General features: G+C 28.9%; 26 protein-coding genes and 1 tRNA gene. 8 read left to right on the top strand and 19 right to left on the bottom strand.

Features of this window, described 5'->3' with window-relative positions; all coding sequences use genetic code 11:
- Nucleotides 1-91: 91 nt before the first annotated feature.
- A complete protein-coding gene (locus tag H9W90_RS00760) occupies nt 92-1393 on the top strand; it encodes a voltage-gated chloride channel family protein (RefSeq protein WP_187482589.1) in 1302 nt (433 codons plus the stop codon).
- A 28-nt stretch (nt 1394-1421) separates the two neighbouring features.
- On the opposite strand, the gene H9W90_RS00755 is transcribed toward H9W90_RS00760, so the two are convergent.
- Nucleotides 1422-2384: a BT_3928 family protein gene (locus H9W90_RS00755; RefSeq protein ID WP_187482588.1), complete on the bottom strand. Its 963-nt coding sequence runs from the start codon at nt 2382-2384 to the stop codon at nt 1422-1424.
- A gap of 29 nt (nt 2385-2413) precedes the next feature.
- On the bottom strand, nt 2414-2950 hold the full coding sequence (locus H9W90_RS00750) for a DUF1599 domain-containing protein (protein WP_187482587.1): 537 nt from the start codon (nt 2948-2950) through the stop codon (nt 2414-2416).
- Nucleotides 2951-3038: 88 nt separating this feature from the next.
- Here H9W90_RS00750 and H9W90_RS00745 point away from each other — a divergent pair, with 88 nt between their 5' ends.
- From H9W90_RS00745 to cdaA, 4 genes are all read left to right on the top strand, one after another.
- Complete coding sequence (locus tag H9W90_RS00745) at nt 3039-3620, top strand: LOG family protein (protein ID WP_187482586.1); 582 nt, start codon at nt 3039-3041, stop codon at nt 3618-3620.
- Nucleotides 3620-4444 carry a dihydropteroate synthase gene (gene folP / locus H9W90_RS00740; RefSeq protein ID WP_187482585.1) on the top strand — a complete coding sequence of 275 codons (825 nt, stop codon included), beginning with the start codon at nt 3620-3622 and terminating at the stop codon, nt 4442-4444. The genes H9W90_RS00745 and folP overlap by 1 nt, the downstream gene beginning before the upstream one ends.
- Before the next feature lie 236 nt (nt 4445-4680).
- Nucleotides 4681-4926, top strand: coding sequence for an ExbD/TolR family protein (locus H9W90_RS15385; protein WP_254712511.1), 246 nt, complete (start codon nt 4681-4683; stop codon nt 4924-4926).
- A gap of 412 nt (nt 4927-5338) precedes the next feature.
- Nucleotides 5339-6118 carry a diadenylate cyclase CdaA gene (gene cdaA, locus H9W90_RS00730; RefSeq protein WP_187482584.1) on the top strand — a complete coding sequence of 260 codons (780 nt, stop codon included), beginning with the start codon at nt 5339-5341 and terminating at the stop codon, nt 6116-6118.
- Nucleotides 6119-6167: 49 nt separating this feature from the next.
- Here cdaA and H9W90_RS00725 read toward each other — a convergent pair whose 3' ends face one another.
- The 3 genes from H9W90_RS00725 to truA form a co-directional block, all read right to left on the bottom strand.
- Nucleotides 6168-6593 (bottom strand): hypothetical protein, encoded by a 426-nt coding sequence (locus tag H9W90_RS00725; RefSeq protein ID WP_187482583.1) that lies wholly within the window; start codon nt 6591-6593, stop codon nt 6168-6170.
- A gap of 72 nt (nt 6594-6665) precedes the next feature.
- The gene (locus tag H9W90_RS00720) at nt 6666-8432 is read right to left on the bottom strand and encodes an ABC transporter ATP-binding protein (protein WP_187482582.1); all 1767 of its coding nucleotides are present in this window, start codon (nt 8430-8432) and stop codon (nt 6666-6668) included.
- 3 nt (nt 8433-8435) lie between these two features.
- Complete coding sequence (truA, locus tag H9W90_RS00715) at nt 8436-9161, bottom strand: tRNA pseudouridine(38-40) synthase TruA (protein ID WP_187482581.1); 726 nt, start codon at nt 9159-9161, stop codon at nt 8436-8438.
- Between the two features lie 98 nt (nt 9162-9259).
- Between truA and H9W90_RS00710 the strand changes: the two genes are divergently transcribed.
- Nucleotides 9260-9757: a metallophosphoesterase family protein gene (locus H9W90_RS00710; protein WP_187482580.1), complete on the top strand. Its 498-nt coding sequence runs from the start codon at nt 9260-9262 to the stop codon at nt 9755-9757.
- Here the strand turns inward: H9W90_RS00710 and H9W90_RS00705 are convergent.
- The 4 genes from H9W90_RS00705 to H9W90_RS00690 form a co-directional block, all read right to left on the bottom strand.
- Nucleotides 9744-11543, bottom strand: a complete 1800-nt coding sequence (locus H9W90_RS00705) for a tetratricopeptide repeat-containing sensor histidine kinase (protein WP_254712510.1) — start codon at nt 11541-11543, stop codon at nt 9744-9746. The two genes, H9W90_RS00710 and H9W90_RS00705, sit on opposite strands and share 14 nt — an antisense overlap.
- Before the next feature lie 13 nt (nt 11544-11556).
- Nucleotides 11557-12213, bottom strand: coding sequence for a hypothetical protein (locus tag H9W90_RS00700; protein WP_187482578.1), 657 nt, complete (start codon nt 12211-12213; stop codon nt 11557-11559).
- Nucleotides 12214-12402: 189 nt separating this feature from the next.
- Entirely contained in the window at nt 12403-13068 is a 666-nt protein-coding gene (locus H9W90_RS00695) for a response regulator (RefSeq protein ID WP_187482577.1), read from the bottom strand.
- Nucleotides 13069-13353: 285 nt separating this feature from the next.
- Entirely contained in the window at nt 13354-13785 is a 432-nt protein-coding gene (locus tag H9W90_RS00690) for a DUF4293 domain-containing protein (RefSeq protein ID WP_187482576.1), read from the bottom strand.
- Between the two features lie 196 nt (nt 13786-13981).
- On the opposite strand from H9W90_RS00690, the gene rho reads away from it, so the two are divergent.
- Nucleotides 13982-15670 (top strand): transcription termination factor Rho, encoded by a 1689-nt coding sequence (gene rho, locus H9W90_RS00685; RefSeq protein ID WP_187482575.1) that lies wholly within the window; start codon nt 13982-13984, stop codon nt 15668-15670.
- A gap of 322 nt (nt 15671-15992) precedes the next feature.
- Here the strand turns inward: rho and H9W90_RS00680 are convergent, their stop codons facing one another.
- The 7 genes from H9W90_RS00680 to H9W90_RS00650 form a co-directional block, all read right to left on the bottom strand.
- Nucleotides 15993-18083 carry a peptidylprolyl isomerase gene (locus H9W90_RS00680; protein ID WP_187482574.1) on the bottom strand — a complete coding sequence of 697 codons (2091 nt, stop codon included), beginning with the start codon at nt 18081-18083 and terminating at the stop codon, nt 15993-15995.
- A 121-nt stretch (nt 18084-18204) separates the two neighbouring features.
- On the bottom strand, nt 18205-19470 hold the full coding sequence (locus H9W90_RS00675) for a hemolysin family protein (RefSeq protein WP_187482573.1): 1266 nt from the start codon (nt 19468-19470) through the stop codon (nt 18205-18207).
- A gap of 15 nt (nt 19471-19485) precedes the next feature.
- Complete coding sequence (locus tag H9W90_RS00670) at nt 19486-19686, bottom strand: hypothetical protein (protein ID WP_187482572.1); 201 nt, start codon at nt 19684-19686, stop codon at nt 19486-19488.
- A gap of 4 nt (nt 19687-19690) precedes the next feature.
- Nucleotides 19691-20257: an LPS export ABC transporter periplasmic protein LptC gene (gene lptC / locus H9W90_RS00665; RefSeq protein WP_187482571.1), complete on the bottom strand. Its 567-nt coding sequence runs from the start codon at nt 20255-20257 to the stop codon at nt 19691-19693.
- Nucleotides 20258-20261: 4 nt separating this feature from the next.
- The gene (locus H9W90_RS00660) at nt 20262-21581 is read right to left on the bottom strand and encodes a tetratricopeptide repeat protein (RefSeq protein ID WP_187482570.1); all 1320 of its coding nucleotides are present in this window, start codon (nt 21579-21581) and stop codon (nt 20262-20264) included.
- Between the two features lie 15 nt (nt 21582-21596).
- Nucleotides 21597-22883 (bottom strand): BamG family beta-barrel-assembly machinery protein, encoded by a 1287-nt coding sequence (gene bamG / locus H9W90_RS00655; RefSeq protein ID WP_187482569.1) that lies wholly within the window; start codon nt 22881-22883, stop codon nt 21597-21599.
- Complete coding sequence (locus tag H9W90_RS00650; protein ID WP_187482568.1) at nt 22880-23608, bottom strand: type III pantothenate kinase; 729 nt, start codon at nt 23606-23608, stop codon at nt 22880-22882. Before H9W90_RS00650 ends, bamG begins: the two co-directional genes overlap by 4 nt.
- Nucleotides 23609-23707: 99 nt before the next feature.
- Between H9W90_RS00650 and H9W90_RS00645 the strand changes: the two genes are divergently transcribed.
- Nucleotides 23708-23780, top strand: a tRNA-Phe gene (locus H9W90_RS00645).
- A 48-nt stretch (nt 23781-23828) separates the two neighbouring features.
- Here H9W90_RS00645 and H9W90_RS00640 read toward each other — a convergent pair.
- The 3 genes from H9W90_RS00640 to H9W90_RS00630 are packed head-to-tail and all read right to left on the bottom strand — an operon-like array spanning nt 23829 to nt 26577.
- Nucleotides 23829-24683: a pseudouridine synthase gene (locus H9W90_RS00640; RefSeq protein ID WP_187482567.1), complete on the bottom strand. Its 855-nt coding sequence runs from the start codon at nt 24681-24683 to the stop codon at nt 23829-23831.
- A gap of 40 nt (nt 24684-24723) precedes the next feature.
- The gene (locus tag H9W90_RS00635) at nt 24724-25641 is read right to left on the bottom strand and encodes a geranylgeranylglycerol-phosphate geranylgeranyltransferase (RefSeq protein ID WP_187482566.1); all 918 of its coding nucleotides are present in this window, start codon (nt 25639-25641) and stop codon (nt 24724-24726) included.
- Between the two features lie 9 nt (nt 25642-25650).
- On the bottom strand, nt 25651-26577 hold the full coding sequence (locus tag H9W90_RS00630; RefSeq protein ID WP_187482565.1) for a mevalonate kinase family protein: 927 nt from the start codon (nt 26575-26577) through the stop codon (nt 25651-25653).
- Between the last annotated feature and the right edge of the window lie 53 nt (nt 26578-26630).

The raw sequence follows: 26630 nt of genomic DNA, 5'->3' as shown, positions 1-26630 counted from the left end.
AACTTGAAAACAAGTTACAACAAAATCTTAAAAAAAGGAATATTTAGCTACTTAATCTCTTTCCTTTTAATTGTTTATTTTTGCTGCATATATGGATAAAATTAAAAGATTCTTTCTTTCCTTTGAGCAAAGCTTTTCTTTGCTTTTTCTATTAAAATGGACTTTTATCTGTTTGCTTATTGGTGCTTTTACAGGAAGTGCATCTGCAGTATTTTTATGGACTTTAGAATGGGCAACAAACTATAGAGAAGCAAATCTTTGGATTATTGCATTGTTGCCAATTGCAGGTTTAGTAATTGGTTTGTCTTATCATTATTATGGAGAAAGTGTTGTAAAAGGAAACAATTTATTGTTGGAAGAATTTCATTCTCCTAAAAAAATAATTCCTTTTAAAATGGCTCCTTTAGTTTTTTTAGGCACCATTCTTACACATTTATTTGGAGGTTCTGCAGGTCGTGAAGGAACTGCTGTACAAATTGGTGGTGCAATTGCAGATCAGTTTACAAAAATATTCAAACTATCTAATTTAGATCGAAAAATTATATTAATTGCTGGTATAAGTGCTGGTTTTGCATCTGTTTTTGGAACACCTTTGGCTGGTGCCATTTTTGCTTTAGAAGTAATGATTATTGGACGCATAAAATTTGATGCGATTATTCCGAGTTTTTTAGCCGCAATTTTTGCCAACTATTTTTGTGATTTTTGGGAAATTTCTCATCATACTCACTATACAATTTCAAGAGTTGCAGATTTAACACCTGCAACTGTTTTATGGTCTTTATTAGCAGGAATTATTTTTGGTTTGGTAAGTATGCTATTTTCTAAATCAACTCATTTTTGGGGTAATTTATTCAAAAGAACGATTAAATATCCTCCACTTCGTCCTGTAATTGGTGGAACAATACTAGCCATTACTTGGTATTTAATAGGAACTACAAAATATATTGGTTTAGGTGTGCCAACAATTGTAGATGCTTTTAATATCGATTTAAATTCTTATGATTTTTTACTGAAATTATTATTTACTTCGTTCACTTTAGGAGCAGGTTTTAAAGGTGGAGAAGTAACACCTTTATTCTTTATTGGAGCAACTTTAGGAAACGTATTAATTTGGTTTATTCCTTTACCAATGCCATTATTAGCAGGAATGGGCTTTGTTGCTGTTTTTGCAGGAGCTACAAATACTCCAATTGCGTGTACAATAATGGGAATAGAATTATTCGGAATTGAATCTGGCGTTTTTATTGCGTTGGCTTGTATAACTTCATATTTATTTTCTGGGCATTCTGGAATTTATTCTGCTCAAATTATTGGAAGCTCTAAACACATATTCTTTAAAAAAGAAAAAGGACTAACACTTACTGAAATAGATAAACTACGTAATAAAAATTAGTCCTTTATAAGTTGATAATAGGAATATTTTACAACTCTAAATCATCTACATCAACCCAATTTTTCTTTTGCGTAACTGTTCCTTTATCTAAAATCATGACTCCAGGATTTGCTCTAATCATTGTTTTTAATGTAGTCTCATCACAAAACAAAAATTCGAAAGGCAAATTATATTCTTTTTGTGCTAATAATAAATCGTCGGTAAACGAAGCAGATGCTCCATACACTGTATATCCTTTTTTAATTGCTTTATCTGCAATTTGTTTAATTGCTGGAAACCCGTTTTTATCTGCTTTGGATAAATTGTAAACAATTACCAACATTACTTTTTCTTTTTCTAACAAGACTGGTGCTAAATCTGCTTGAGAATCTTCCAACATAAAATCATGAACTGGAGGAATACTACCATCTTCTGGATATTTCATTCCTTCTTTTAAATCTTTACCAATTGCATACGCTCTGAAATCGATAATTGGCAAATGTGTTAAAACATGTTGTACAATAAATAAGAAAACACCTAATGATAAAAACGTGATTATTTTGGGTATTTTACCTTTAAAAATTGGCTTTATAAACTCAACTTTTATCAATAATAAAAGGATTAGAACAATTAGAATTACGTTCTTATAAAAGGTTTCCCAAGGTGTTAATTTTATGGCATCTCCAAAGCAACCACAATCTGTCACTTTATTGTAAAAAGCTGAATACCAAGTTAAAAACAAAAATATTAAAGTAATAATTAACAAACTCCAAACTGTTAATTTTGGTTTGTAGCCAATTAAAATCATGACTCCTAAAAGAATTTCTGCTACAATTAGCAACACTGCAAAAGGTAATGCATAAGGAATTAAAAATTCCATATTTAAAACGCTTTCAGAAAAATATTCTTGAAACTTGTATTGAGAACCAATTGGATCTACCAATTTTACAAAGCCTGAAAATATAAATAAGGCTCCTACTAATATTCTAGAAATTTGGACTAATATTTTCATAATCAAAATTATATTATTTTAAACTAAACTTAAGCACCCAAATGAATCATCGCAAAAACGGCGTAATTTATCATATCTTGATAATTAGCATCAATTCCTTCAGAAACCAACGTTTTTCCTTTATTATCTTCAATTTGTTTGACGCGTAATAATTTTTGTAAAATTAAATCGGTTAAACTCGAAACACGCATTTCACGCCAAGCTTCACCATAATCATGATTTTTATTCAACATTAAATCTTTGGTAATTTTACTGTGTTTATCATATAAAACAGTTGCTTGTTCAGTATTCAAATCCGGATTTTCAACAACGCCATTTTCTAACTGAATCAACGCCATTATAGAATAATTTATAATTCCTATAAATTCAGATTTCTCTCCTTCATCAACTTTACGTACCTCATTTTCTTGTAATTGACGAATTCTTTGTGCTTTTATAAAAATTTGGTCCGTTAAAGAAGGTAAACGTAAAATTCGCCAAGCAGAACCGTAATCGCTCATTTTTTTGATGAACAAACTTCTACATTCATCTATTACAGCATCGTATTGTTTTGAAGTATCTTGCATTTTCTCTTGTTAAAAAGTATTTGCTCAAAAATACTAAATCCTATATGCTTTTCATTTATTTTTACAAAAGAATTTTAAAAACATAAAATTGAATAAAGTTGTTGTTTTTTGTGGCTCAAGTTTAGGTTTCAATCCTATTTATAAAGAAGCAGCTATCGAATTAGGAAATTATTTTGCCGATAATAATATTGGGTTGGTTTATGGTGGAGGAAAAATAGGAATGATGGGAACTATTTCTGATACAATTCTCGCTAAAAATGGAGAAGTTATTGGTGTAATTCCCAAGTTATTAGAAAAAGAAGAAGTAGTTCATGCAGGCGTAGAAGAAATGATTGTTTGCAAAACCATGAGCGAACGCAAAGTAATTATGAGTAAAATAGTCGATGGCTACATTACACTTCCTGGAGGTTTTGGAACGTTAGATGAACTTTTCGAAGCACTAACTTTAAGTCAATTACAAATTGAGCAAAAACCTGTTGGTTTGCTAAATGTAAACGGTTTTTTTGACGCTATTTTACTACAATTAGATAAAATGGTTGAAGAAGGATATCTTAAACCCGCAAACAGAAATATGTTGTTAGTTGGCACTTCTGTAACTGAATTAATGCAGAAAATGTCTAATTACAAAGCACCAGAAATAGTACATATTATTAATAAAGTAGTAAATTAATGACCATAAATTGCAAGGGAACTTTAGTCCATTTATCATCACCAAAAGTGATGGGAATTTTAAATATTACACCAGATTCTTTTTTTGATGGAGGTAAATATAAAAATGAAGTCGAAATTCTAAATCAAACAGAAAAAATGCTTTTGGAAGGTGCAACTTTTATTGATGTTGGTGCCTACTCTTCCAGGCCTGGAGCCACTCATATTTCCGAAGAACAAGAATTGCAAAGAATTGTTCCTGTAATTAATTTATTGGTTAAGAATTTTCCTGAAATTGTTATTTCTGTAGATACTTTTAGAAGTAAAATTGCCAAAGAAGCTGTAGAAAATGGTGTTGCAATTGTAAACGATATTTCTGGTGGAAAAATGGATGATAAAATGTTTGAAACTGTAGCAAAACTTCAGGTTCCATATATTTTAATGCACATGTTGGGTACTCCTCAAAACATGCAACAAAACCCAGTTTATAAAGATGTAACCCAAGAAATTATTTCTTTTTTTGCAGAACAAATTCATAAATTACACCAACTAAAACTGAACGATATTATTATAGATGTTGGTTTTGGTTTTGGGAAAACTGTTGCTCATAATTTTGAAATTTTGAAGAATTTAGACCTTTTTAAAAGTTTAGATGCACCAATTTTAGCCGGAATTTCACGTAAATCTATGTTGTATAAAACATTAGATATTTCTGCACAAGAAGCTCTAAATGCCACCACTTCTGCAAATACAATTGCACTTTTAAATGGCGCAAATATTTTACGTGTTCATGATGTTAAAGAAGCTGTTGAAGCTGTAAAAATTGTAAATCAGATTTCTTTTTAGGAGCTATTTCCAGCTTTCACTACTCGCTTTTTTTATTCAAAAAAGAATAAAAAAGAGCTCAAACAATCCGTTCAATCTGGGCTAAACTTGTTTGCCAGCTTTCTGCAATCTAAATTTTATGGCATCAATTTTGTTAAATAAATGTTAACGCCAAAAATCTACCTAATTAAGCTTTAATAATCCTTTTCGAAATAGTTCGAAAAGAAATCTAATTATTAACTTTTAAAACGAACATTATGAGTAGAAAACAATCTCCAGAAATTAACGCTGGTTCAATGGCAGACATCGCATTTTTTTTACTAATCTTTTTCTTGGTTACCACAACTATGAATGTAGATGCAGGAATTTCAAGAAAAATTCCTCCAAAAGAAGAAATTCCTTCAGATATTCTTGTAAACGAACGAAACATTTTAGAAGTAAACATCAACAAAAACAACAAAATTTTTGCAGATGGAAGAACAATTCAACTCAAGGAACTATAACAAATTGCCATCGATTTTATAGACAATGGTGGTGGTTTAGACATCAACAAAAAAAGTTGTGATTGGTGTGAAGGTTTTAAAATAAAAACATCTTCAGATCATCCAACAAAAGCAATTATTTCAATAAAAACAGACAGAACAACAAATTATGAAACTTATATTTCTACTTTAGATATTTTGAATTCTGCGTATTCGCATTTAAGAAATAAATTATCGGTAAAACTCTATAATCGAAATTATGATAGTTTAATAGAAGATTTTAAGAAATCAAATAACAACGATAAAAATCTTCAAGATAAAATTAAAATTATTCGTGAAAAATATCCTTTATTATTATCTGATGCAGAAATAAATAATTGATTCTCTTATCAATAAATTTATTAGTATTTTAGCCTAAAATCAGTCTGTTTTTATGTTCGATTTTATTGAATTTTCTTTGTTAGATATTTTAGATATTCTGTTGGTTGCAACACTACTTTATTATATTTACAAACTTTTAAAAGGAACTGTTGCCATTAACATTGTTATTGGAATTGCATTTATTTTTCTAATCTGGAAAATTACACAAGCCCTTAAAATGGAAATGTTAAGTGGCATTTTAGGCTATTTACTTTCTGGTGGAGTTATTGCGTTAATCATTGTTTTTCAGCAAGAAATACGAAAATTCTTATTGATGATCGGTACTACAAACTTTACTAACAAACGAAGTTTTTTAAAACAGCTTAAATTTTTGCAATCAGAAATTGGTTCTGACATGGATACAGAAATAGTTTTAGAAGCATGTAAAAAAATGTCTAAAACTAAAACAGGAGCTTTAATTGTTATTGAGAGAACAAACAGTTTAGATTTTTTAATAAATACTGGCGATAAAATGAATGCTCAACTTAATGAGGCCATTTTACAAAGTATTTTTTATAAAAATAGCCCTTTACATGATGGCGCTTTAATTATTAGAGATAATAATATTGTAGCAACTAGAGTTGTTTTGCCTATTTCTGATAGTACAAGAATACCTGCCAGGTTTGGCTTAAGACACAGAGCAGCTATTGGTGTTTCAGAAAAAACTGATGCAGTTTGCATATTAGTTTCTGAAGAAACTGGCGAAATATCTTATATTAAAGATGGTGGTTTTGAGCTATATTCAGATTATAAAGAGCTCAATGAAAAAATAAAACAAGATTTAATGCAATAAAAAAAGGTTCTCTTATTGAGAACCTTTTTTTATTATAAAACAGCAATAATTATTTTGCTGGAGCCATTTTAGACTGAATAGCATTCATAACACTTTTAAATTGTGCAGCAGCTTTTTCGTCTAAATTAGATACAATTTCTTTACTTTTATTAGCAAATGCTACACCTTCTTTTGCCAATTTAGAGTTTTTTATAACATCTCCTTTATTGTCAATATACGTTTTAGCATAATCTGCATATTCAGTTAAAAATTCTGTAACTTTTTCGTCTTCGAATTTAGGTATTTTTACTCCTTCAATAGCAGAATCTACCATATTAGAAACTTCTTCTTTAGTTTCTTCCATTTTAGTTTCTACATCTTTTTTCATTTCTGTTGTAGTTTCATTTAAAGTGTCTTTCATTTCTTTTTTATCATTTTTACATGATGTTGAAACTAAAGCACCTACAACTAACATTGATAATAAAATTTTTTTCATTTTGTTTTGTTTTTAGATTGAGATACAAATTTAATCTAATAAATAGATTAACCTAAAAATTCACTGAATTTTCTATGAAGCTTTGTCTAAACTAAATTGTTTGTCGTATAAATTCTTATAATACCCATCTTCTTTTTCTAATAATTCTTGATGCGTTCCTTCTTCAACAATTAAACCTTTATCCATTACAATTATTTTATCAGCATTTTTAATAGTTGCCAATCTATGAGCAATTACTATAGAAGTTCTACCTTTTGTAATTGTTTCTGTTGCAAACTGAATCATTTGTTCTGCATTTGCATCTACAGATGATGTGGCTTCATCTAAAATTAAAATACTTGGTTTGCTAACATATGCTCTTAAAAAGGCTATAAGCTGTCTTTGGCCTGAAGACAACATGGCTCCACGTTCTTTAACATTGTATTGATAACCGCCTGGAAGTGTCATTATAAAATCGTGAATACCGATTTGTTTTGCAGCTTCCTCTACTTCTTTTTGTGAAATATCTGTAGATTTTAAAGTAATATTATTTAAAATAGAATCTGAAAACAAAAATACATCTTGCAAAACAATTGCTATTTGATCTCTTAAACTTTCTAATGTATAATCATTTATAGAAATATTGTCTACACAAATTTCCCCACTATCAATTTCGTAAAAACGGTTTATTAAATTGATAATAGTAGATTTCCCTGCTCCTGTTGCACCAACAATAGCAATAGTTTGACCGCTTTTTACTTCTAAAGAAACTCCTTTTAAAACCTCTTCATCTTTAACGTAGCTAAACTTTACATTTTTAAAATTAATGTCTCCTTTTAAATTTTCTGCTTTTATTGTACCGTTTTTGGCAATAGAACTTTGTGTGTCTATCACTTTAAAGACTCTTTCTCCAGATACAATTCCCATTTGTAATTGATTGAATTTATCTGCAATTTGACGTAAAGGTCTAAATAACATTTGCGCCATTTGTACAAAAGCAATTACGGTTCCTGGACCTGGAACTTCGCCAGAAATAATTTGTTTGCTACCAAACCAAACTATTAAACCAATTCCTATAGATGATAATATTTCTGCAATTGGAAAGAAAATGGAGAAATACCAAATTGTTTTTATGTATGCTTTTTTATGTTTGTTATTAATTTCCATAAAATTAACATACTCGATTTTTTCTCTATTAAAAAGTTGCACAATTTTCATTCCAGTTACTCTTTCCTGTACAAAACCGTTTAAATTAGCTACTTGATTTCTAACTTCTTGAAACGTAGCTTTAATAGCTTTTTTAAAGACTGCTGTAGCGTAAATTAGAATTGGTAACACTGCTAATGCAATAAATGCTAATTTCCAATTTAGGAAAAACATTAACACAATTACAGCAAACATTTGTAAGATATCACTAACAATTGTAAAGACACCATTACTAAAAAAAGCAGCAATGGTTTCTATATCAGACACTACTCTTGTTACCAATTTACCAACAGAATTAGTATCAAAATAAGACATTTTAAATTGAAGAATGTGTCTGAAAATTTTGGCTCTAATATCTCTAATAATATGCTGACCAACCCAATTTGCATAAAAAATGAATGTAAAACGTAAGATAACTTCTAACATTAATACTGCTAGCATAAGCAGTATACAATTAATTAAACCATCTGTATCTTTTTCTACAATGTAAGAATCTACTGTTGTAGATAAAATATAAGGTGTTAACATAGATGAAAATGCCAACAAAATGGTAGAAGCAGATGCTATAAAAAATTTAAGCTTATAGCGTTTTGCAAAACTCATAAGTCTTGAAAAAATTTGCATATCGAAAGCTTTTCCTGTTTTATCTGCCAAAATTTAATATTTAATTTTTGTTAAAAATAATCCTTTTGCAGGAACTGACAATCCTGCTTTACCTCTGTTTTTACTTTCTATAATCTCTCTAAAACCTTTTACAGAAATTTTTCCTAAACCAACATCTACCAAAGTTCCAACAATAGCTCTTACCATATTTCTTAAAAAACGATTTGCTGAAATATGGAAAGTCAATAAATTTCCTTGTTGTATCCAAACCGCTTCAGTTACATCGCAATTAAAAGTATAAACTTCTGTTTTCACTTTAGAAAAAGCTTGGAAATTTTCAAATTCTAATAATAGTTTTGCTGCTTCATTCATCTTTTTTATATCTAAATCTTGTGAATGAATTTGCCATGAAAAGTCTAATAAAAAAGGGTTTCTACCCAACCAAATTCTGTATTCATAACTTCTACTTAAAGCATCGAATCTTGCGTGTTTATCATTTTCTACTAATGAAACGTTATAAATTGTAATATCATGAGGTAAAATTGAGTTTAGTTTAAAAACAACATCGCCTTTTAATTCTTTTTCAATATCGAAATGTGCAAACATTTGTGAAGCATGAACACCAGTATCTGTTCTTCCTGCCCCAACTACAGCTATTTCATTTTGAAAAATTATACTTAATGCTTTATTTAATTTTTCTTGTACAGAAATTGCATCCGGTTGAATTTGCCAACCATGATACTTTTTTCCATTGTAAGAAAGTTCTATAAAATATCTCAAGAAAGTCTATTTTTGAAGTCACCAAAATTACGGAATTTATTTTGTTATCATTACTTTTGAGTCTTTAAGAGACGTTAAACTTTTCTTACAAATTTTTAATGAAGAAAATACTATTACTTTCTGATACACATAGTTTTATTGATAACCAAATTTTAAAGTTTGTAAAACAAGCAGATGAAGTTTGGCATGTAGGTGATATTGGTGATTTAAATGTTACTGATAGCATTAAAAAACTAAAACCTTTACGTGCTGTTTTGGGAAATATTGATGGGACTGATGCTAGAGCCGAGTTTCCTTTAGATGCCAAATTTATTGTAGAAAATGTTTCTGTTTGGATGACACATATTGGTGGTTATCCCAATAATTATTACAGAAGAATTAAAGATGATATAAGGAAAAATCCTCCTAAAATATTTATTTCAGGACATTCTCATATATTAAAGGTTCAATATGATAAAAAATTAAACTTATTACATTTAAATCCTGGAGCAGCAGGAAACCATGGGTTTCATAAAGTTAGAACAATGTTGCGCTTTTCATTAGAAAGCGGTGAAATAAAAGACATGGAAATTATTGAACTAGCTAAACGTGGTTAGGTTTTTCTAAAATTGGCAATTCAACTTCTATGGTTGTTCCATTATTTACGGAAGAATTTATATGAAATCTTCCATTCATCACTTGTATTCTAGCATCAATTTGGTTAAGTCCAAGACCATCTTTATCTGATATTTTACTTTTATCAAAACCTACTCCATCATCAGAAATTACAAAAATTAACTTACTATTTTCTTCATTTAACTTAATAGTAGCATTTTCTGCTTTACTGTGTTTTAATATATTATTTAAGAATTCTTGAATAATATTGTAAACTTTTATCTCAAAACTTTGGTGATATCTTCTAACTTTACCTACTTCTGTTTCAAATTTTAATTGGGAATTAGAATACTTATCTGCCATATCTTTAACGGCATATTTTAATCCGAATTTTAATAAAACCGATGAAACTAATGTATGTGATAGATCTCTAATTTTTTGAGAAGCTTCTGTAATAATTTCTTGAGTTTTATCTATTTCTATTGGATGATCTCCTTTAAACTGGCTTCTGGTAGCTTGTAAATGAAGGTTTGCTGAAGATAGTAATGCACTTACACTGTCATGCAAAGTTTCCGCAATATCTTTTCTTTCGGACTCTTTACCATCAATTGTAGCGTTTAATATTCTTACTTGAGATTCTGATTTTATTTTCTCTATATTTTGATTAAGAATTAACTGATTTTGAGAAAGCTGTAAACCTAAATTCTTTTGACGAAGCTTATATAAGTTTAGCCAGTATAATAAAGACAAAATAATGATAAAACCACCAATACCAATAACCCAAAATGTTCTTTGAGCTTTTAATCTTTTGTTTTCTTCTTCTTTAAGTAGTAATTTTTTTGCAGATTTAAAATCATATTGAGCATCTAGCTCTTCTATAATGCCCCTAACCTCTTGCTCTCTTAAACTATCTTTAATATTGTAAGATAATTCTTGGTAAAAATAGGCTTGATAATCTTTAAGTTTATATAAATTGTAAGCAAGATTAAAATATATTTTTTCTCGCACAATTAATGCTTTACTGGATTTTTCGTTTCTAATTAAATCTAAAGCTTCATAATAAGTTTCTTTTGCTTTTTTAAAATTATTCTCTGATAAATAAATATTTGACAAATTAACCAAAGCACCTGCTTCATTTACCTTGTTATTTTGATTTCTATGAATTTGAATTGCTTTCATAGCATAATCTCTAGCCTTATCAAATAAAGTATCATTAAGATAAATAACAGAAGAGTTTGAATACGCTCTAGATTTAACTTCCAAAACATTATTCTTAGAACTAAAAAAATCATCTACTTTATCATAGAAAAACAATGCACTATCTTTATGCTTTTGTAGATAATCTTTGTTGTAAAGTTGATAATAACTATTTCCAAAATTTAAATAAGCCTCAGCTTTAATAAAATCTTTATCAAAATTTATTTCTGCTTCAGATTTAAACTCAACATCTTTTAATTGCTGCACTAAATCTAAAGTTTTTTTATAATATTTTATAGCATTATCATAGCTTTTAGTTGAATAAAAGATATTAGCTATTAAATAGTTTGTTAAAACTAATTCTTCTGAACTATAGGAAGAACCAACTTCAACAATTTTTTGAGCCTCTCTTAAGGCATTAGCATAATCTTCTTTTTCAAAAAAAACTTTTGCTGATTTATAATTTTGTGAAAGTGAATCATTTTGTAAAACAAAAGAAGAAGTTGTATTAAATACAACTTCTTTGCTTTTGGGGTAAAAGGTGTTATTACAAAAAAAAACTATAATTGAAACTAGTAGTTTTATCCTCAAAATATTTTTCAAATTATAAAATAACTCCCTGTGGCTTTCTTATTAAAGATAATAAACCTTTAGCTTCTGTGTTATCTAAATGATTAACAAAATCAAACTTTAAAGGCTGTCCATCTGCTTTTTCTAAAACTCTAGAAAAACTTGTTTCGTTAGATTTACCTTCTTCTAAATGAATTTCGTAAGTATTGATCTCTTCATTATATACAAAATCTACTCTTACTTTATTATTTACAGAAAAATCTAAATTGTAAGTTCCATCTTGGTTACTTGTTATACTGTACTCTTTTAATTTCTTATTAGAATTTTTAGCTAATGCTAAATTATCATCAGTAATTGTTATTTGTGGTAATTTGTCTGAACTAGTATCTACAAAACCTACTTTTAATTCTGTACCATCTATTACTAAATCTTGCGTAGCTCTCCTACTTGTTTGACTGTCTGACGAATATAAATAAAATTGATTTATATTATTATCTACTACCTTTTCTGTTTTTGCATTTCCATTTAAGTTATAATCTAAAGAGTAGGCTCCATTTGCATCTCTTTTAATAGAATAAGATTTTAATAAGTCTACAGATTGTTCTTCTGGTAAAAGATTTTCATTGGTTGAACATGAAGAAAATACTAAAGTAATTGAAGCTACTAATGCGAATAAGTTGAAAGTTTTCATAATGGGAATGTTTAATAATGTTTGTTTAGATTAATATAATAGGGGGTGGGACTATTTTTATTTTCTAAAAAAAAGTAAGGTTAGGAATGTACGCAACAATTGTACTTGGGGTAAACTATAAAGCTTTTTAGGGGACGATTTTTATAAAAAAAAATCAAAGCTTGTGGATAGTTTTGTTGGGGATAAGTATTATACTATATTGTTTTTTACTGCATACATTGCCAATCCTACTGCATTTTTTACATTTAATTTTCTTAATAAATTTTTTCTATATGTTTCTACTGTGTTTACACTTAAATTCATAGAATCTGCCATTTCACTAGTACTATATTCTTTAGTAACAAGCTTCAAAACATCTAATTCTCTTTCTGTTAAGCTGTTTAATAAATATTTATCTGGCATATCTCCTTTAGGAACCATTTGACCTGATAAGGTTTGTAATAAGCTACTTTGAATATCTGTGCTAAAGTATTGTTCTCCTCTTGCAACAGCTTTAATAGCATTTACTATATGTTCTCCTGCGCTATTTTTTGAAATATATCCTTTGCAACCAAGATTTAAAACCTCTTGTACAATTTTAACATCATCATAACTTGATAAAATAATAACTTTTTGATCTATTCTTTTTTTCTTAAAATGTTTTAATACTTGAAAACCATCTAAAACAGGCATAGTAATGTCTAAAATTAAAACATCTGCTTTGTTTTCTTTAAGGCTAAACCAATCTATTACTTCTTGGCCAGTAAGAGAATATCCTTTAATTTCAATCTCTTTGTCAGTATTTATTACAGCGATGATACCTTCAATTAATATTTTGTGATCATCAGCTACGTGAACGTATATTTTATCTTTCATTTTTACCTTACAAATTTATGTTACAAATTAAGAATGTACAACCCCCATTTTCAGTGAAATTTTCTTCTCACGGTTTTCCGTGAGTTCTCTCACGGAAAACCGTGAGAAGAAAAAAATAAACAACTGAAAAACAATTGATTAAAAACAATACTGAAATTGTATTTTAACAGTTAAAGTTACAAATAAAATTCTTTTTATTTTTTTTATTCTAATAATGTCTAAAAATAAAAAACCGAGAAATAAATTCTCGGTTTTCTTCGCACTAATATAACTAAGATGTTAGTTTTATCGTAATCTATCTACAGATTTTACAAGATCTTCATCCTTTTTAATAGCTTTATTTGCCAAAACAATAAGCAATACAGCCAAAATTGGTAAGAACATCCCAATACCTTTCTCCGAAACAGTAGCTTCTCCAGGTAAAGTTAGAGATACATAAATCAATAATCCTAATAAAAAAAGATTGATCAAAATAACAATACGCCCTACTACAAATTGTAACTTTCTATTGTTAAATAAAAAAATGGTTACAAATGATATAATAGCAGAAAGTAAGAACAATATAGGAATTAATTTTAAAAGAGCAGACTCTCTCAAAAATAAATCCAAAGCAAATACATTTCCTTTAAGATTATCCCAAAGATCAAAAACAAAAATCATACCTCCAGAAACAACTGAAGCTAATAATAAGTATATGGTTTGTATTCTTTGAATCATCAATTAAAATATATGGTTACAAAAGTAAAACTTTCTTTTTTAAAAAGAAAACTTGAAACTTAAAAAAAAAGTATATATTTGTTATATAATTAACCGCACAAAAGTTATTGTATAGCACTATATACAATTATATCAATCAAAACAAATTATAAAATCTTAATATAAAAGATTTACATTTTAACTTAACATATAAATAATGTTCGAAATCTCTGAACTAAAAGCAAAAACCCTTGCTGATTTACAGGTAATTGCAAAATCTATTGGTCTTTCTAAAACTAGCCAACTTAAAAAATTAGATTTAGTTTATCAAATACTAGATACACAAGCTGCAAACCCAAGTAAAGCAGCTGTTGCAACTTCAACTACTGAAGAAAAACCAAAAACAGTAGATAAACCAAAAAGAAAACGTGTTTCTAAAACTCCACAAGCTACAGTAACTGCTAATGAAGAAAAAGAAACTCCAGAAGAAAAAACAGTAGAAAGACCAAAAAAAACTGCTCCAAATCATCCTAAACCAACTCAAAAAAAACCTATTCCAAGAAAAGTGGTAAACAAAGAGAGTAAAGATGATGTAAAGACTGAAGCTACTCCTTCTATTAAGAATGATAAGCAAGAACAAAAACCTGCAAATCAACAAAACAAGCCACAGCATAAAAACCCTAATCAACAAAATACTAAATCGAAAAACAATAATCAAAACAGAGATAAAAAACCTACTGTAAGCAGAGGTAATAAATCTAACAATAGGTACAGAGATCCTGATTTTGAGTTCGATGGAATTATAGAGAGCGAAGGAGTTTTAGAAATGATGCCAGATGGTTATGGGTTCTTAAGATCATCAGATTACAACTATTTATCTTCGCCAGATGATATTTATGTTTCTCAATCTCAAATAAAATTATTTGGTTTAAAAACTGGAGATACAGTTAGAGGAAATGTTCGTCCGCCAAAAGAAGGTGAAAAATATTTTCCATTAATTAGAGTATCAAAAATAAACGGATTAAATCCTAACATTGTTAGAGATAGGGTTTCTTTCGAACATTTAACACCTTTATTTCCACAAGAAAAATTCAATTTAGCAGAAAAAGGAAGTTCTTTATCAACAAGAATTATCGATTTATTTTCTCCTATTGGAAAAGGACAACGTGGTATGATTGTAGCACAGCCTAAAACTGGTAAAACCATGTTATTAAAGGATGTTGCAAAGGCAATTGCCACCAATCATCCAGAAGTTTATCAAATAGTATTATTAATTGATGAACGTCCTGAAGAAGTTACAGACATGCAAAGAAGTGTTCGTGGAGAAGTTGTAGCATCTACTTTTGATGAACCAGCAGATAAACACGTAAGAGTTGCCAACATTGTTTTAGAAAAAGCAAAACGTTTGGTAGAATGTGGACACGATGTTGTTATTCTTTTAGATTCAATTACACGTTTGGCAAGAGCATATAATACAGTTGCACCAGCATCTGGTAAAATACTTTCTGGTGGTATAGATGCAAATGCATTACACAAACCAAAACGTTTCTTTGGTGCAGCTAGAAACATAGAAAATGGAGGTTCTTTAACCATTATCGCAACTGCACTTACAGAAACAGGTTCTAAAATGGACGAAGTTATTTTCGAAGAATTTAAAGGAACTGGTAACATGGAACTTCAATTAGATAGAAATATTTCTAACAGAAGAATTTATCCTGCAATCGATTTAATTAAATCTTCTACAAGACGTGATGATTTATTATTAGACGAGAAAACTGTGCAAAGAATGTGGATTCTACGTAAGTATTTAGCAGACATGAACCCTATTGAAGCTATGGAGTTCATTAATGATAGAATTAAATTCTCTAAAAATAATGAAGAGTTTTTAATCTCCATGAAAGGATAAATAAATTATCACTTTATACAATATATTAAACCTTTTTGAGAAATCAAGAAGGTTTTTTATTTGTAGCTATTTCCTGCTTTTCGCTATATCTTTTTATGCTGAATATAAAATAGCAATTCTAATATTAAAAAGTTGTTTCCTATTAGTAACTAATTCAATGTAAAGTTTAGCATAAAAAGGATGCCACTTCAATCAGGGCTATACTTGTTTGTAATTTTAGTGAATCAAAAAAAAAAAGACAATCATTATCAAAAAAAATAATTCAAAAAAAATCCGTTCAGAAAGTTCTGAACGGATTTTTATATAAATAATGTAAGTTATACTAGTTACCTACATACATATTTGCTCTATTGTCTTCAATGTCAGAAGCTTTCTTAATAGCTTCATACATTTTAAAAGTTAATCTCTTTCTACCTTCAGAAATCGTTTTTCTTTTAGTTTCATAGTTTGGTAATGCTGTTGGCAAAACTTTGTTAGTTAAAGTAAAAGCATAAACTCCTCTACTGCCTTCTATATTCGTGTAAACTTTATTAGGTTCTGCATTGTACATTGCTCCAACAACTTTAGGTTCAGATCCTGCACCAGCCAAAGTTGGGCTTTTTAAAGTAACTCCATTTGCAGTTCTAACCGTTGTATTGTTTGCCTTTGCAATATCTTCTAAAGAACTTCCTTTAAGTTTATCTGCTAATAATTTAGCTTTCTTTTCATTTACTAAAACAGGTCTTACTCTACTTGTTGCTTTTTCAGCAGACATTAAACCTTTTTCTGTACTTCCTGTTAAGAATGCAACTACATGGCTTCCTTCTAAATCGAAACGTTTAAAACTTCCTATTTCTGTATCATTATTAAAAGCCCAAGTTACAATGTTTCTTTGGTTTCCTAAACCAGGAACATTTTCATCTAAAACCTTTAAACCAATAGCAGGTTTAGTAGCATAATTATTTTCTTTAGCTACATCACTAAAATTCTTATTTTTAGAAAGTGCTAAAGCAAATTGTTCTGATTTTTGAAAAACAGCGTTTTCAGTTGCTTCAGATGGTACTATTTTTCTACCATAAGTTGCTAACTTTACTACTGTTTGGTTATTTTTTTGGTCATCAATTTTTACAATATGGAATCCAAAAGGTGTTTTAACAACATCTATATCTCCTTTTTTACTAGTAAAAGAAAAATCTCTAAAAGCAGGTGTCATTCTATTGTAATTAAACCAATCTAACTCACCACCTTTATCTGAATTAGATTTATCTGATGAAAATTCTTTTGCTAAATCTGCAAATTTTCTATTGCTTCTTTTTACAACATTTAAAATACTATCTGCTAATTTTTTAGCTTGGTCTTCTGTTCTTGTAATGTCTGGTGTTGCTCTTTGAGAACCAACAAAAGGAATTAAAATATGACTAGCTTTTACAGAGTCTGGCATTTTTGCAACTTCTACAACTTTAGAAATTTTAAAATATCCTTGGTCTTTATATGGCCCAAAAACATCACCTTTAGATCCTTCAAAGATTTCAGATGAAACTTGGTTATTTACTGAATTCTTATATTTAAAACCTAAATCTAAATTGATATCAGAATCATTTTCGTTTAAGAATTCGTTATCATTTGTAGCTGATTTAAAATCTTCTATTAAAGTAGCAACATCATTTTTAATTGCTGTTTCATCTTCTGGAGTTGCAACAATATCAAACTTTACATAAGAGATATCTCTAGATTCATCAACCTTAAAAGTAGTTGGGTTTGCTTTTACATAAGCTTCAACTTCAGATTTAGAAATAGTAACTAAACTATCTGCAATTGTAGAATATGGTACAAATACAAATTGAGAATTTAATTTTGTGTTCTCTACAAAATATTCTGCTTCTCCTTCTTTTAAAGAAGCTCCTAAACCTGCAGTTACTAAATTATTATATGTATTTCTTTCTGCATTGTCTCTAATTTGGTTCATGTAATTAGACCAAGCAGACCACATTTGCTCATTGTTTTCTTTAGTATCTGCTAAAAATTGCTTGAATTTTGTTTCATCAAATAAACCAGCTTCATTTAAAAACTGTGGATTACTTTTTACTGAAGGAGCGTTTATAACTTCATTCCAAACATCTGCTTCACCAACAGTAATTCCAGCTTCAGACAACTGATTTTGATATATTTTTTTTCTTACAATATTATCCCAAACAGTTTTTGTTGCTTGCATATCTGAAACATTGCTACCAGCTTGTTGCTTGTAAGCATCTACAGCAGTTGCAAATTCTTGTCTAGAAACTGTTTCTCCATTAATTTCTCCTATTTCGTTTACTTTATTAGAGTTAAAAAAGTCTCCTAAAGTAGAAGGATCTAATACAAAAGCAAAAAGTGCTAAACCAATTATGATGATTAAGAACATTGAACGTTCTCTAATTTTCGATAAAATTGCCATAAGTTTTTATTTAATTTCAGTTGGCGAATATACGATTTGGGTTTTAATACTGCAACCCATTTTTTACTTATTAGTAGTAAGTTCTTTAGTATTTTAATAGAAGTAAATGAATCGCTTAATTTTAGTCTTCTTTATCTGTTATTTTAAAAGAAACCTCATCTATTTTAGCGCTACTCATTTTTAAGATTCTTATTTCAAAATCTTCAATCTCTACAACATCTTCTTGTGTTGGTATGTTTTCTGTGTGATCTATTATAAAACCTCCTAAAGTTTCATAAGCTTCAGATTTAGGAATGTTTAAATCGTATTCTTCATTCAAATAATCGATTTCTAATCTTGCAGAAAAGTTGAACTTAGTTTCGCTAACTTTTTCTTCTAAAAACTCTTGAGAATCATGTTCATCTTCTATTTCACCAAACAATTCTTCAACAATATCTTCTACAGTTATCATTCCAGAAGTTCCTCCATATTCATCTACAACAACAGCTACACTTTTTCTTTTTTTCATTAAACCGTTTAAAATGTAATTAACCATCATAGATTCAGGTACAATTTCTACAGGTAATAAAATAGATTTTATGGTTTTTGGTTTTTTAAAGAGTTCAAAAGCATTTACATAACCAATTACATCGTCTAAAGAAGATTTATAGACTAAAATTTTAGACAAACCAGTTTCTATAAATATATTTTTTAAGTTTGATACTTTTTCATGAATTTCTACTGCTACAATTTCAGTTCTTGGTACCATAACTTCTCTTGCTTTTACGTTATGGAACTGCAAAGCATTCTGAAAAATCTGAATTTCGGAATCCAATTCATCATCATCATTACCTGTTTCTAATTGTTCTGTTATGTAGTTTCCTAATTCTTCTTTACTAAATTCGGTTTGTTGCTCATCTGCATTTGTTTTAAAAAATACACGTAAAAAGAAATCTGATATAAGCGTAATAAAATCGGATACAAAATGGAATAAAACATAAAAGAAATAGGCAGGTAATGCAAATATTTTTAAAACTTCATTAGCGTAAATTCTAAAAATTGCTTTTGGTAAAAACTCTGCTGTTATTAAAATAACAATGGTAGAAATAATTGTTTGAATTAATAAGATAGAGAAGTCATTATAACTATCTAATGGCAGAATTCTTGTAAGAAAACCACCCATATAATAACTATAAACCACCAAAGATATATTATTACCAACTAACATTGTGGTAATAAATTTTGATGATTTTTGAGTAATTTTGTTAAGAATCCTTGGAATAAAACCTTCTCTTTTTTTCTCTAATTCTATGTGAAGTTTATTTGCCGATACAAAAGCAATTTCCATTCCCGAAAAAAAAGCGGAAATCAAAATGGATATTATGATAATTATGAGTTCAATTTCCATTAAGAAATTTATATACTATTTGTTTTGATTGTTTCTTTGTTCTACTTTTTTTCTAAAATGTCTTTTAAAGAAAAACACTAAAGTAATAAAAATAGCAAAGCCAAGAAACAAATAAGATCTAGACCTATCTGTATTCCAACGAATTATTCCTTCTATTAAGCAAATAAATGCTACCATTAAATACCCGTATTGAAAAAATTTCCAAATTTTATTCATAATATTAATCTTCTGTTGTTTCTAATTTTCCTGTTGTTTTTCTGGCTAAATGTTTGCTTAAGTCTTCTTTACACTCAAAACCAATTCCGTAAATAGTGTCTTTTCTTGTAGTGAGTGTAAACTCTTTTTCTGAAAAGAAATACTTGGTATTTTGATCCCAAAATAATTGCTCTGTTAACAGTTTAGATTGCTCTGTATGATTTGTAACTACTACATTACCTCTTATTTCTGCCACTTTAGTCTTATCATAAGACAGAGAGTAATCTCCAGAAATAGTTACAGAATCTATTCCGTTTTTATCAAAATTAATAATTTTTATTCCTTTTGGAAACTCACTATAAGGATGTTGATCTCTGTTACTAAAATCTAATCTTAAAGGTGTAATTAATTTAGAGGTTATTCTACCTGAATCTTTATAAACATGATAGGCATTTTTTGCCGTACCAATTGGCAAATTTTTTGACGCTAAAAAATCTCTAACTTGTTGCGTATTGTTAGAGCAAGAAAAAAGCATTACTGTTACCAATGTAACAGTAATGCTTTTTAAAAATATTTGTGTCTTGTTTTTCACTAAATTATTTAGATGGCACTCTAACAGTTTCTCCAATCCAACATTTAATAGTATAACTACTTCCTGGATTAATACCAGCTGTAAAAATTACTTTTTGGCTAGGCACATTTGCTCTATAACTTGCAGAATAGCTACGTGCAGTTGCAGAAATACTTGGATCTACAGAAGCTGCTCTATTAGCCTGATTTAATGCTGCAACATAAACCATTCTCTTTTCAAACTCACTGTTTCCACAAGAGTTTGCACTCACTGCATATAAATTTGCAATAAATAAATATGCTCTTCCATAATTAGGATTAAATCTTAAAGCTTCTCTTGCCAAGCTTCTAGCAGAACTGTATTGACCTCTGTCTTTGGCTGCTTGTGCAAACTTCATTTTTATTTTTGCTTTCTTTAAAGGATCAGTTTCTAAATTAAAAGATTTCTCTCTCATTGCTGTCGCGCCAGATGCGTCTCCATTATCTTCTAAAACATTTGCTAAAAAGGCATATGCTTCTGGTGATGGTGAAGCTTCTGCATAAGCTCTAACTAATTTTGCATATAAAGGATCTGCTTGACAACCTTTATTAAACATTCTAGATACTGCTCTTTTTAACCAAACTGCATTTCCTTTATTTGCTTCAAAACTACCTTTGTACAAAGGAATTAATCTTTCACAAGTTGCAATTTCTGTAATGATAGCATCTAAACCACCTTCTACAGTACCTAATGCTGTAGAGTTTACAGTATAAGCATGTATTAATTTTTTATTAGCTATCGTATCTTTTGTTAATTCTTTTAATTTAACAGCATATCCTTCTAACTTTAAGTTTACATTTTCTAATACATCATCATAAGTATCAAAAACTTTTTGAGGATTTGTGTCTTTTTGTCTATCAGTTACACCTTGAAAATAAGAATACAAATTCTTAACACCCATTTTTGTTGGGTCAATTGCATATCCTTTTTCTAATATTGTAAAAATAACATCATCCGAAGCTAATTTATTATCAGCTAAATACGTAGCATAATCACTATGTACTTTTGCAGGATTTTTAGTAGGATAATATTGTAACCTTTGTTCATAAACTCTTTTTGCTAAAACTGGATCTTTTCTTACATCTTCTGCAAGAGTTGAACCATATTTGTAGATGTTTACAGACAAATCTTTACAATTATCCATAAGATATATCCAATTTGTGTAAGCATCATCATACTTTTTCGATTGAAAATCTCCTTTAAATAAATTGTACTTAATAGTACATTCTCTGTTTGCGTCCTGAGCATTTGTTTTTGCTGATGCTAATAATAACACTGTAGCCAATAAAAACGTAAATTTCTTCATTTTGTTAGTTTTTTATTAATCAATTTTCCTTTTTTGAAACCAATTTGTATCTGTCAAAGATAAACTTAATCTAAAATTAAAATAATTTTCTTGAATTAAATTATTAGCAGTGGTCCCTCTTTTACCAAACTCAAATCCCATATTAACATTAGATAATTGTTTCAGTGGTAAACCTAATCCAAAAGATATGCCAAAGTCGTTTATTTGATTGAAATTTGTATTATTTGTTGATCCGTTAACTAACAAACCAGTATTTTCAAAACGAATACCCGCTCTATAAGTAACTCTTTCCCAGTAACTTGATATTGAATTTATTTTTGGAAGATAAAAACCTCCAAGAGAAAACCTATTTGATTTTTCATAAGCAAATGCGGTATTTGTCTTATTCAAGAATCCAGAATTCTCAATTGCCGCTTGATTTTCATACTCCAAGCCTAAATACCATTTATCAAACTTTCCTAAACCAGCTCCAATAGTAGTTTTCAACGGGAGTTTGTATTCTCCTTTAATAGCTATATTTGGTCTGTAATCTCTAGGTATCTCACCTCCAGTTCCTGAATAGCTTAAGGTATATTCAGATTCTGTACCAGTTACAGTTAAATCATTTCCAAATTTAAAAGCTGCTCCAGAATTAAAAATAAGTTTGTTTTTTAATGTTTTTTGATATTGAGCCCCCAAAGTAACAGAACCTCCTCTTACATTTGTTGTCTCGCTGTTTTTTGTAGCTAAAGTTGCATCTACATTTCCCTCTATTACACTATTATCTATGTTTCCAAATTTATAATCAGCCTCTAAACCTATAGACAATTCTTTAGTAAGTTTAATTCCAAAACTTCCATAAACTCTATTAACACCTCCATCACCTGTAAAAAGGGTATTAATCGTGTTTCCCTTGTCATCTAACAATGAACTAGACAAGGAATAACCTACTGAAGAAACAGGTTGTAGACCTACTGAAAAACCTGCTTTATTTCCAATAGGGAAAGCTACTGCAAAGTAACTTAAACTTGTAGAGTTTGCGTTTTGTTTTACATCTCCATTTCTTATAGTTAAATCATTATTTAACAATCCAAAGGCATAAGTTGTATATCTTAAATCTGCATAAGCAGCCGGATTTGTAAAATTTAGATATTTATAATGGTTAAAAGCAACTCCAATGCCTCCCATACTACTTTGCTCTACTGTTCTTGGGCTAAACTCGTCTCCAAAACCAAAAAAAGAATATGGTGATGAACTTGTTCTTTGTGCAGTTGTTGCAAAAGAAGTTATTAGTAATAGAGCTACTAGAATCTTTCTAATCATTTTTCTTCGTTAAATATCAATAATTCATTTAATCCTTGAAGGAGAAAATTTTGATTGGCAAATATGCTACTTTTTAATTGTTTTGACAAGAAATTTGTATCTCCTCCTGTTAAAACAATTGTTAAATCTCCAAATTTCTCTTTATAATCTAAAATTACGCCTTCTAACTCCTTTGTAACACCATTTACAACTCCAGAATGTATACTTTCATTTGTAGATTTTCCAATGAAACTTTTAACTTCTTTTTTTTCAAGAAAAGGTAATTTAGCTGTAAAATTATTTAATGCCTTATATCTCATGTTTATTCCTGGTGAAATAGCTCCTCCTAAATATTCTGATTTATCATTAACAAAATCAAAAGTGATACAAGTACCTGCATCTATAACCAATACATTTTTGTTTGGATATTTCTTTACTGCACCAGTAACCAACGCAATTCTATCTAAACCTAAAGTTTTTGGTGTTTCATACAAATTGACAAATGGCACTTCTGTTGAAGAAGAAACAAGCGTTAATTTGATTAATTTCTGGAGCTTTTCTACCTTTTTCTCTGAAATTGATGCCACGCTAGACATGATTCCACAAGAAATATTATATTTTTTAATTATTTTCTTCAATTCTGATAAAATTATTTTCTTGTCAAAAGAAACAGAAAAAACGATTGTATCTTGCTTAAAAACAGCAGCCTTAACACTAGTATTACCTATATCTATAATTAAATTCATATGTCTAAATTAGAAAAAAGTTAAAAATAAATGACATTTTTTTTAAATTTGTTTAGCAGATGTAAAAAAACATTTTATATTTGCAACCGCTAAGGCGATGGTACCTTAGCTCAGTTGGTAGAGCAAAGGACTGAAAATCCTTGTGTCCCTGGTTCGATTCCTGGAGGTACCACAAAAAAATCCGAACATTTGTTCGGATTTTTTGTTTTATAAAACTTATCTATTTCATCATTGATAAGTTATTTAATTCTTGATTTGTAAGCTCTCTCCATCTTCCTCTTGGAAGGTTTTTCTTTGTAAGCTCTGCAAAAATAACTCTATCTAATTTGTTTACTTTATAGCCAACATGTTCAAAAATCTTACGTACTATTCTATTTCTACCAGAATGAATTTCGATACCAATTTCTGATTTCGGTTGTCCATCTACATAAGAAACAGCATCAATAAATACTTTTCTTCCCTCAATTATTACATCTCCACGTAGTTTCTCTAAATCTTTTAAATCTAATTTTCTATCTAAAGAAGCATGATACAACTTGCGTACATTGTGTTTTGGATGCGTTAATTTTTTTGCTAAATCTCCATCATTTGTAAACAACAACAAACCTGTAGTGTTTCTATCTAATCTTCCAACCGGATAAATACGCTCTTTAGAAGCGTTTGCAACTAATTCCATTACAGTTTTTCTACCACGATCATCGTCCATGGTTGTAATGTAGTTTTTTGGTTTATTTAATAAAATATACTTTTTTTGCTCTGGTGTAATAGATGTTCCATCGAATTTCACAACATCTGTTGGCTGAACTTTGTAGCCCATTTCTGTCATTAACTTCCCATTTACTTCTACACTACCATGCTCAATGTACGTATCTGCTTCTCTTCTAGAACAGATACCGGAATTGGCAATATATTTGTTTAAACGGATTCCTGATGATTCATCAGATTTTGGAGTTTCTTTGATTTTCTTGTACTCTTTCTTTGGGCTTTTTCTGCTTAAAGGAGTACTTTTTCTACTAAGAGGAGTGCTTTTTTTGCCTTCTTGTCGTCCTCGCGACGAGTTTTTATTTGAATTCATTTTAAAAAAATTTTATGCAAAGGTACTCAAATAGAAGATTTTAATTCAAACTATCTATTACTTTTTCAACGATTAGAGAAGTATCAATAAAAACAAGACAAAAAACACCTATTAAGAGTAACAATTTTAAAATATTATGCAAAATTCTATATTGATTTTTAGTTTTTGCATTCCATAGATAAGAACCTACAAATATCAAAATAACCATCGCAAAATAGAAGTAATAACGCATATAACTTAATGACGGGTATCTAAATAATACAGAAACAGGAAACAAAGTTAAAATTAATAAAAAAATTGATAATTTTTTAGTCTTTAATTCTCCATATGCTACTGAAAAAGTGGTATAATTATTTGCTAACGCTCCTTTAATATTTTCTAAATCTTTTATTAATTCTCTCACCATAATTACTAAAAACAGAAAAACTGCATGGACAAAAATTATTTTTGAGAAGTTACCAAAATACACAAAAACTGCAAAAAAAGGTAATATAGTAAGTACAGTAGCAGATATTAACCCAGTTAATGGATGTTTTTTTAGTTTATGAGAATAAAACCAGATTGCAAAAATATATACTGAAAAAAACAAAGCCGCTCTCCATGAAATTAATGTACCAAAAATAAAACCTAAAAAATTAAGAATAAAGTAAAGCTTTAATCTTGTAGACTGTTTTACATAGGTATCTAAACCTGTTTTAAGAGGTCTATTAATCCTATCAACTTTAATGTCATAAAAATTATTAATAATATAACCTGCAGCAACAACACAAATTGAAGCTAAAACAATATAAAGCAAATGCCAATCGAAAATAACATGTCTTATAGACTTTTCTGGAGAGAAAATAAATATAGAAGCTAAATATTGTGCAGCAATTAAAACAAGAATATTATACCCTCTAATAACTGATAAAAGACTTAATATTTTGTAGGTAATTCTTTTTACTTTAAAGGAAGTCATAAAGATTTTTTAGAATCTGTAAACCAATTCTAATTTATAATCTTTTAAGCTTTGTTGCGCTTTTTGATAATCTTCTGTAAAACCTAAAATGTAACCACCGCCACCAGAACCGCAAAGTTTTAAGTAGTAATCATTTGTTTTAATTCCTTTTTCCCAAACTTTATGAAAAGCAACAGGAATCATTGGTTTAAAGTTTTTTAGAACTATTTTAGAGAGATTTTTTACATTACCAAATAAAGATTTTACATCACCTTGTAAAAAATTATCTATACAAATATCTGTAGTCGTAGCAAATTCTTCACTAATCATTTTTCTAAAACCTTCGCTTTTCATCTTATTCATAAAGATGTTTACCATAGGTTCAGTTTCACCAATTTGTTCTGAATCTAATAAAAAAACAGCACCTTTTCCTTCTTTTTGTGATGGAATTCCTGCTGGCTCTATATCTATTTTAGAATTGATTAAAATTGGTAAACTTAAGTAACTATTTAAAGGATCTAAACCAGAACTTTTTCCATGAAAAAAAGATTCCATCAAAGAAAATACTTCTTTTAGCTTTAGTAATTTTTCTCTTGTTAAATTTTCTAAAACAGTAATTTTATCGGCAGCATATTCATCATAAATAGACGCAACAAGTGCACCAGAACTTCCAACTCCATAACCTTGTGGTATTGAAGAATCGAAATACATTCCGTTAACAATATCTTTCTGTAACTTTTTTAAATTAAAAGTAACTAAATCTGTTTCTAAATTTGCTAAATAGTCATAAAAACGCTGTAAGTTTTCATTAGATTTTTTAGCATTATCAACAAGATTAGAAGATGTTTTTAATGCACCTCTGTATGCGTTAAACGGAATTGCTAAACCTTTAGAATCTTTAATAATTCCGTATTCTCCAAAAAGAAGAATTTTAGCATAAAATAGTGGTCCTTTCATTTTTCTTTAAATAGTGGTACAAAAATACAAATTTTTATGTTAAGAGAATCTTA

Source organism: Polaribacter pectinis, assembly GCF_014352875.1.
GTDB classification, from domain to species: Bacteria; Bacteroidota; Bacteroidia; order Flavobacteriales; family Flavobacteriaceae; genus Polaribacter; species Polaribacter pectinis.
Note: the sequence above shows the minus strand (reverse complement) of the source record. Positions and strands in the feature narration are given on the sequence as shown.

What these genes read in the sequence shown, in the direction of transcription:
- H9W90_RS00750 (WP_187482587.1), bottom strand. Translation starts at nt 2,950, where the DNA reads ATGCAAGATACTTCAAAACAATACGATGCTGTAATAGATGAATGTAGA.
- cdaA (WP_187482584.1), top strand. Translation starts at nt 5,339, where the DNA reads ATGTTCGATTTTATTGAATTTTCTTTGTTAGATATTTTAGATATTCTG.
- bamG (WP_187482569.1), bottom strand. Translation starts at nt 22,883, where the DNA reads ATGATTAGAAAGATTCTAGTAGCTCTATTACTAATAACTTCTTTTGCA.
- H9W90_RS00680 (WP_187482574.1), bottom strand. Translation starts at nt 18,083, where the DNA reads ATGGCAATTTTATCGAAAATTAGAGAACGTTCAATGTTCTTAATCATC.
- H9W90_RS00710 (WP_187482580.1), top strand. Translation starts at nt 9,260, where the DNA reads ATGAAGAAAATACTATTACTTTCTGATACACATAGTTTTATTGATAAC.
- H9W90_RS00755 (WP_187482588.1), bottom strand. Translation starts at nt 2,384, where the DNA reads ATGAAAATATTAGTCCAAATTTCTAGAATATTAGTAGGAGCCTTATTT.
- H9W90_RS00725 (WP_187482583.1), bottom strand. Translation starts at nt 6,593, where the DNA reads ATGAAAAAAATTTTATTATCAATGTTAGTTGTAGGTGCTTTAGTTTCA.
- H9W90_RS00650 (WP_187482568.1), bottom strand. Translation starts at nt 23,608, where the DNA reads ATGAATTTAATTATAGATATAGGTAATACTAGTGTTAAGGCTGCTGTT.
- H9W90_RS00630 (WP_187482565.1), bottom strand. Translation starts at nt 26,577, where the DNA reads ATGAAAGGACCACTATTTTATGCTAAAATTCTTCTTTTTGGAGAATAC.
- H9W90_RS00660 (WP_187482570.1), bottom strand. Translation starts at nt 21,581, where the DNA reads ATGAAGAAATTTACGTTTTTATTGGCTACAGTGTTATTATTAGCATCA.
- H9W90_RS00675 (WP_187482573.1), bottom strand. Translation starts at nt 19,470, where the DNA reads ATGGAAATTGAACTCATAATTATCATAATATCCATTTTGATTTCCGCT.
- H9W90_RS15385 (WP_254712511.1), top strand. Translation starts at nt 4,681, where the DNA reads ATGAGTAGAAAACAATCTCCAGAAATTAACGCTGGTTCAATGGCAGAC.
- H9W90_RS00700 (WP_187482578.1), bottom strand. Translation starts at nt 12,213, where the DNA reads ATGAAAACTTTCAACTTATTCGCATTAGTAGCTTCAATTACTTTAGTA.
- H9W90_RS00670 (WP_187482572.1), bottom strand. Translation starts at nt 19,686, where the DNA reads ATGAATAAAATTTGGAAATTTTTTCAATACGGGTATTTAATGGTAGCA.
- H9W90_RS00640 (WP_187482567.1), bottom strand. Translation starts at nt 24,683, where the DNA reads ATGAATTCAAATAAAAACTCGTCGCGAGGACGACAAGAAGGCAAAAAA.
- H9W90_RS00695 (WP_187482577.1), bottom strand. Translation starts at nt 13,068, where the DNA reads ATGAAAGATAAAATATACGTTCACGTAGCTGATGATCACAAAATATTA.
- H9W90_RS00690 (WP_187482576.1), bottom strand. Translation starts at nt 13,785, where the DNA reads ATGATTCAAAGAATACAAACCATATACTTATTATTAGCTTCAGTTGTT.
- rho (WP_187482575.1), top strand. Translation starts at nt 13,982, where the DNA reads ATGTTCGAAATCTCTGAACTAAAAGCAAAAACCCTTGCTGATTTACAG.
- H9W90_RS00635 (WP_187482566.1), bottom strand. Translation starts at nt 25,641, where the DNA reads ATGACTTCCTTTAAAGTAAAAAGAATTACCTACAAAATATTAAGTCTT.
- folP (WP_187482585.1), top strand. Translation starts at nt 3,620, where the DNA reads ATGACCATAAATTGCAAGGGAACTTTAGTCCATTTATCATCACCAAAA.
- H9W90_RS00760 (WP_187482589.1), top strand. Translation starts at nt 92, where the DNA reads ATGGATAAAATTAAAAGATTCTTTCTTTCCTTTGAGCAAAGCTTTTCT.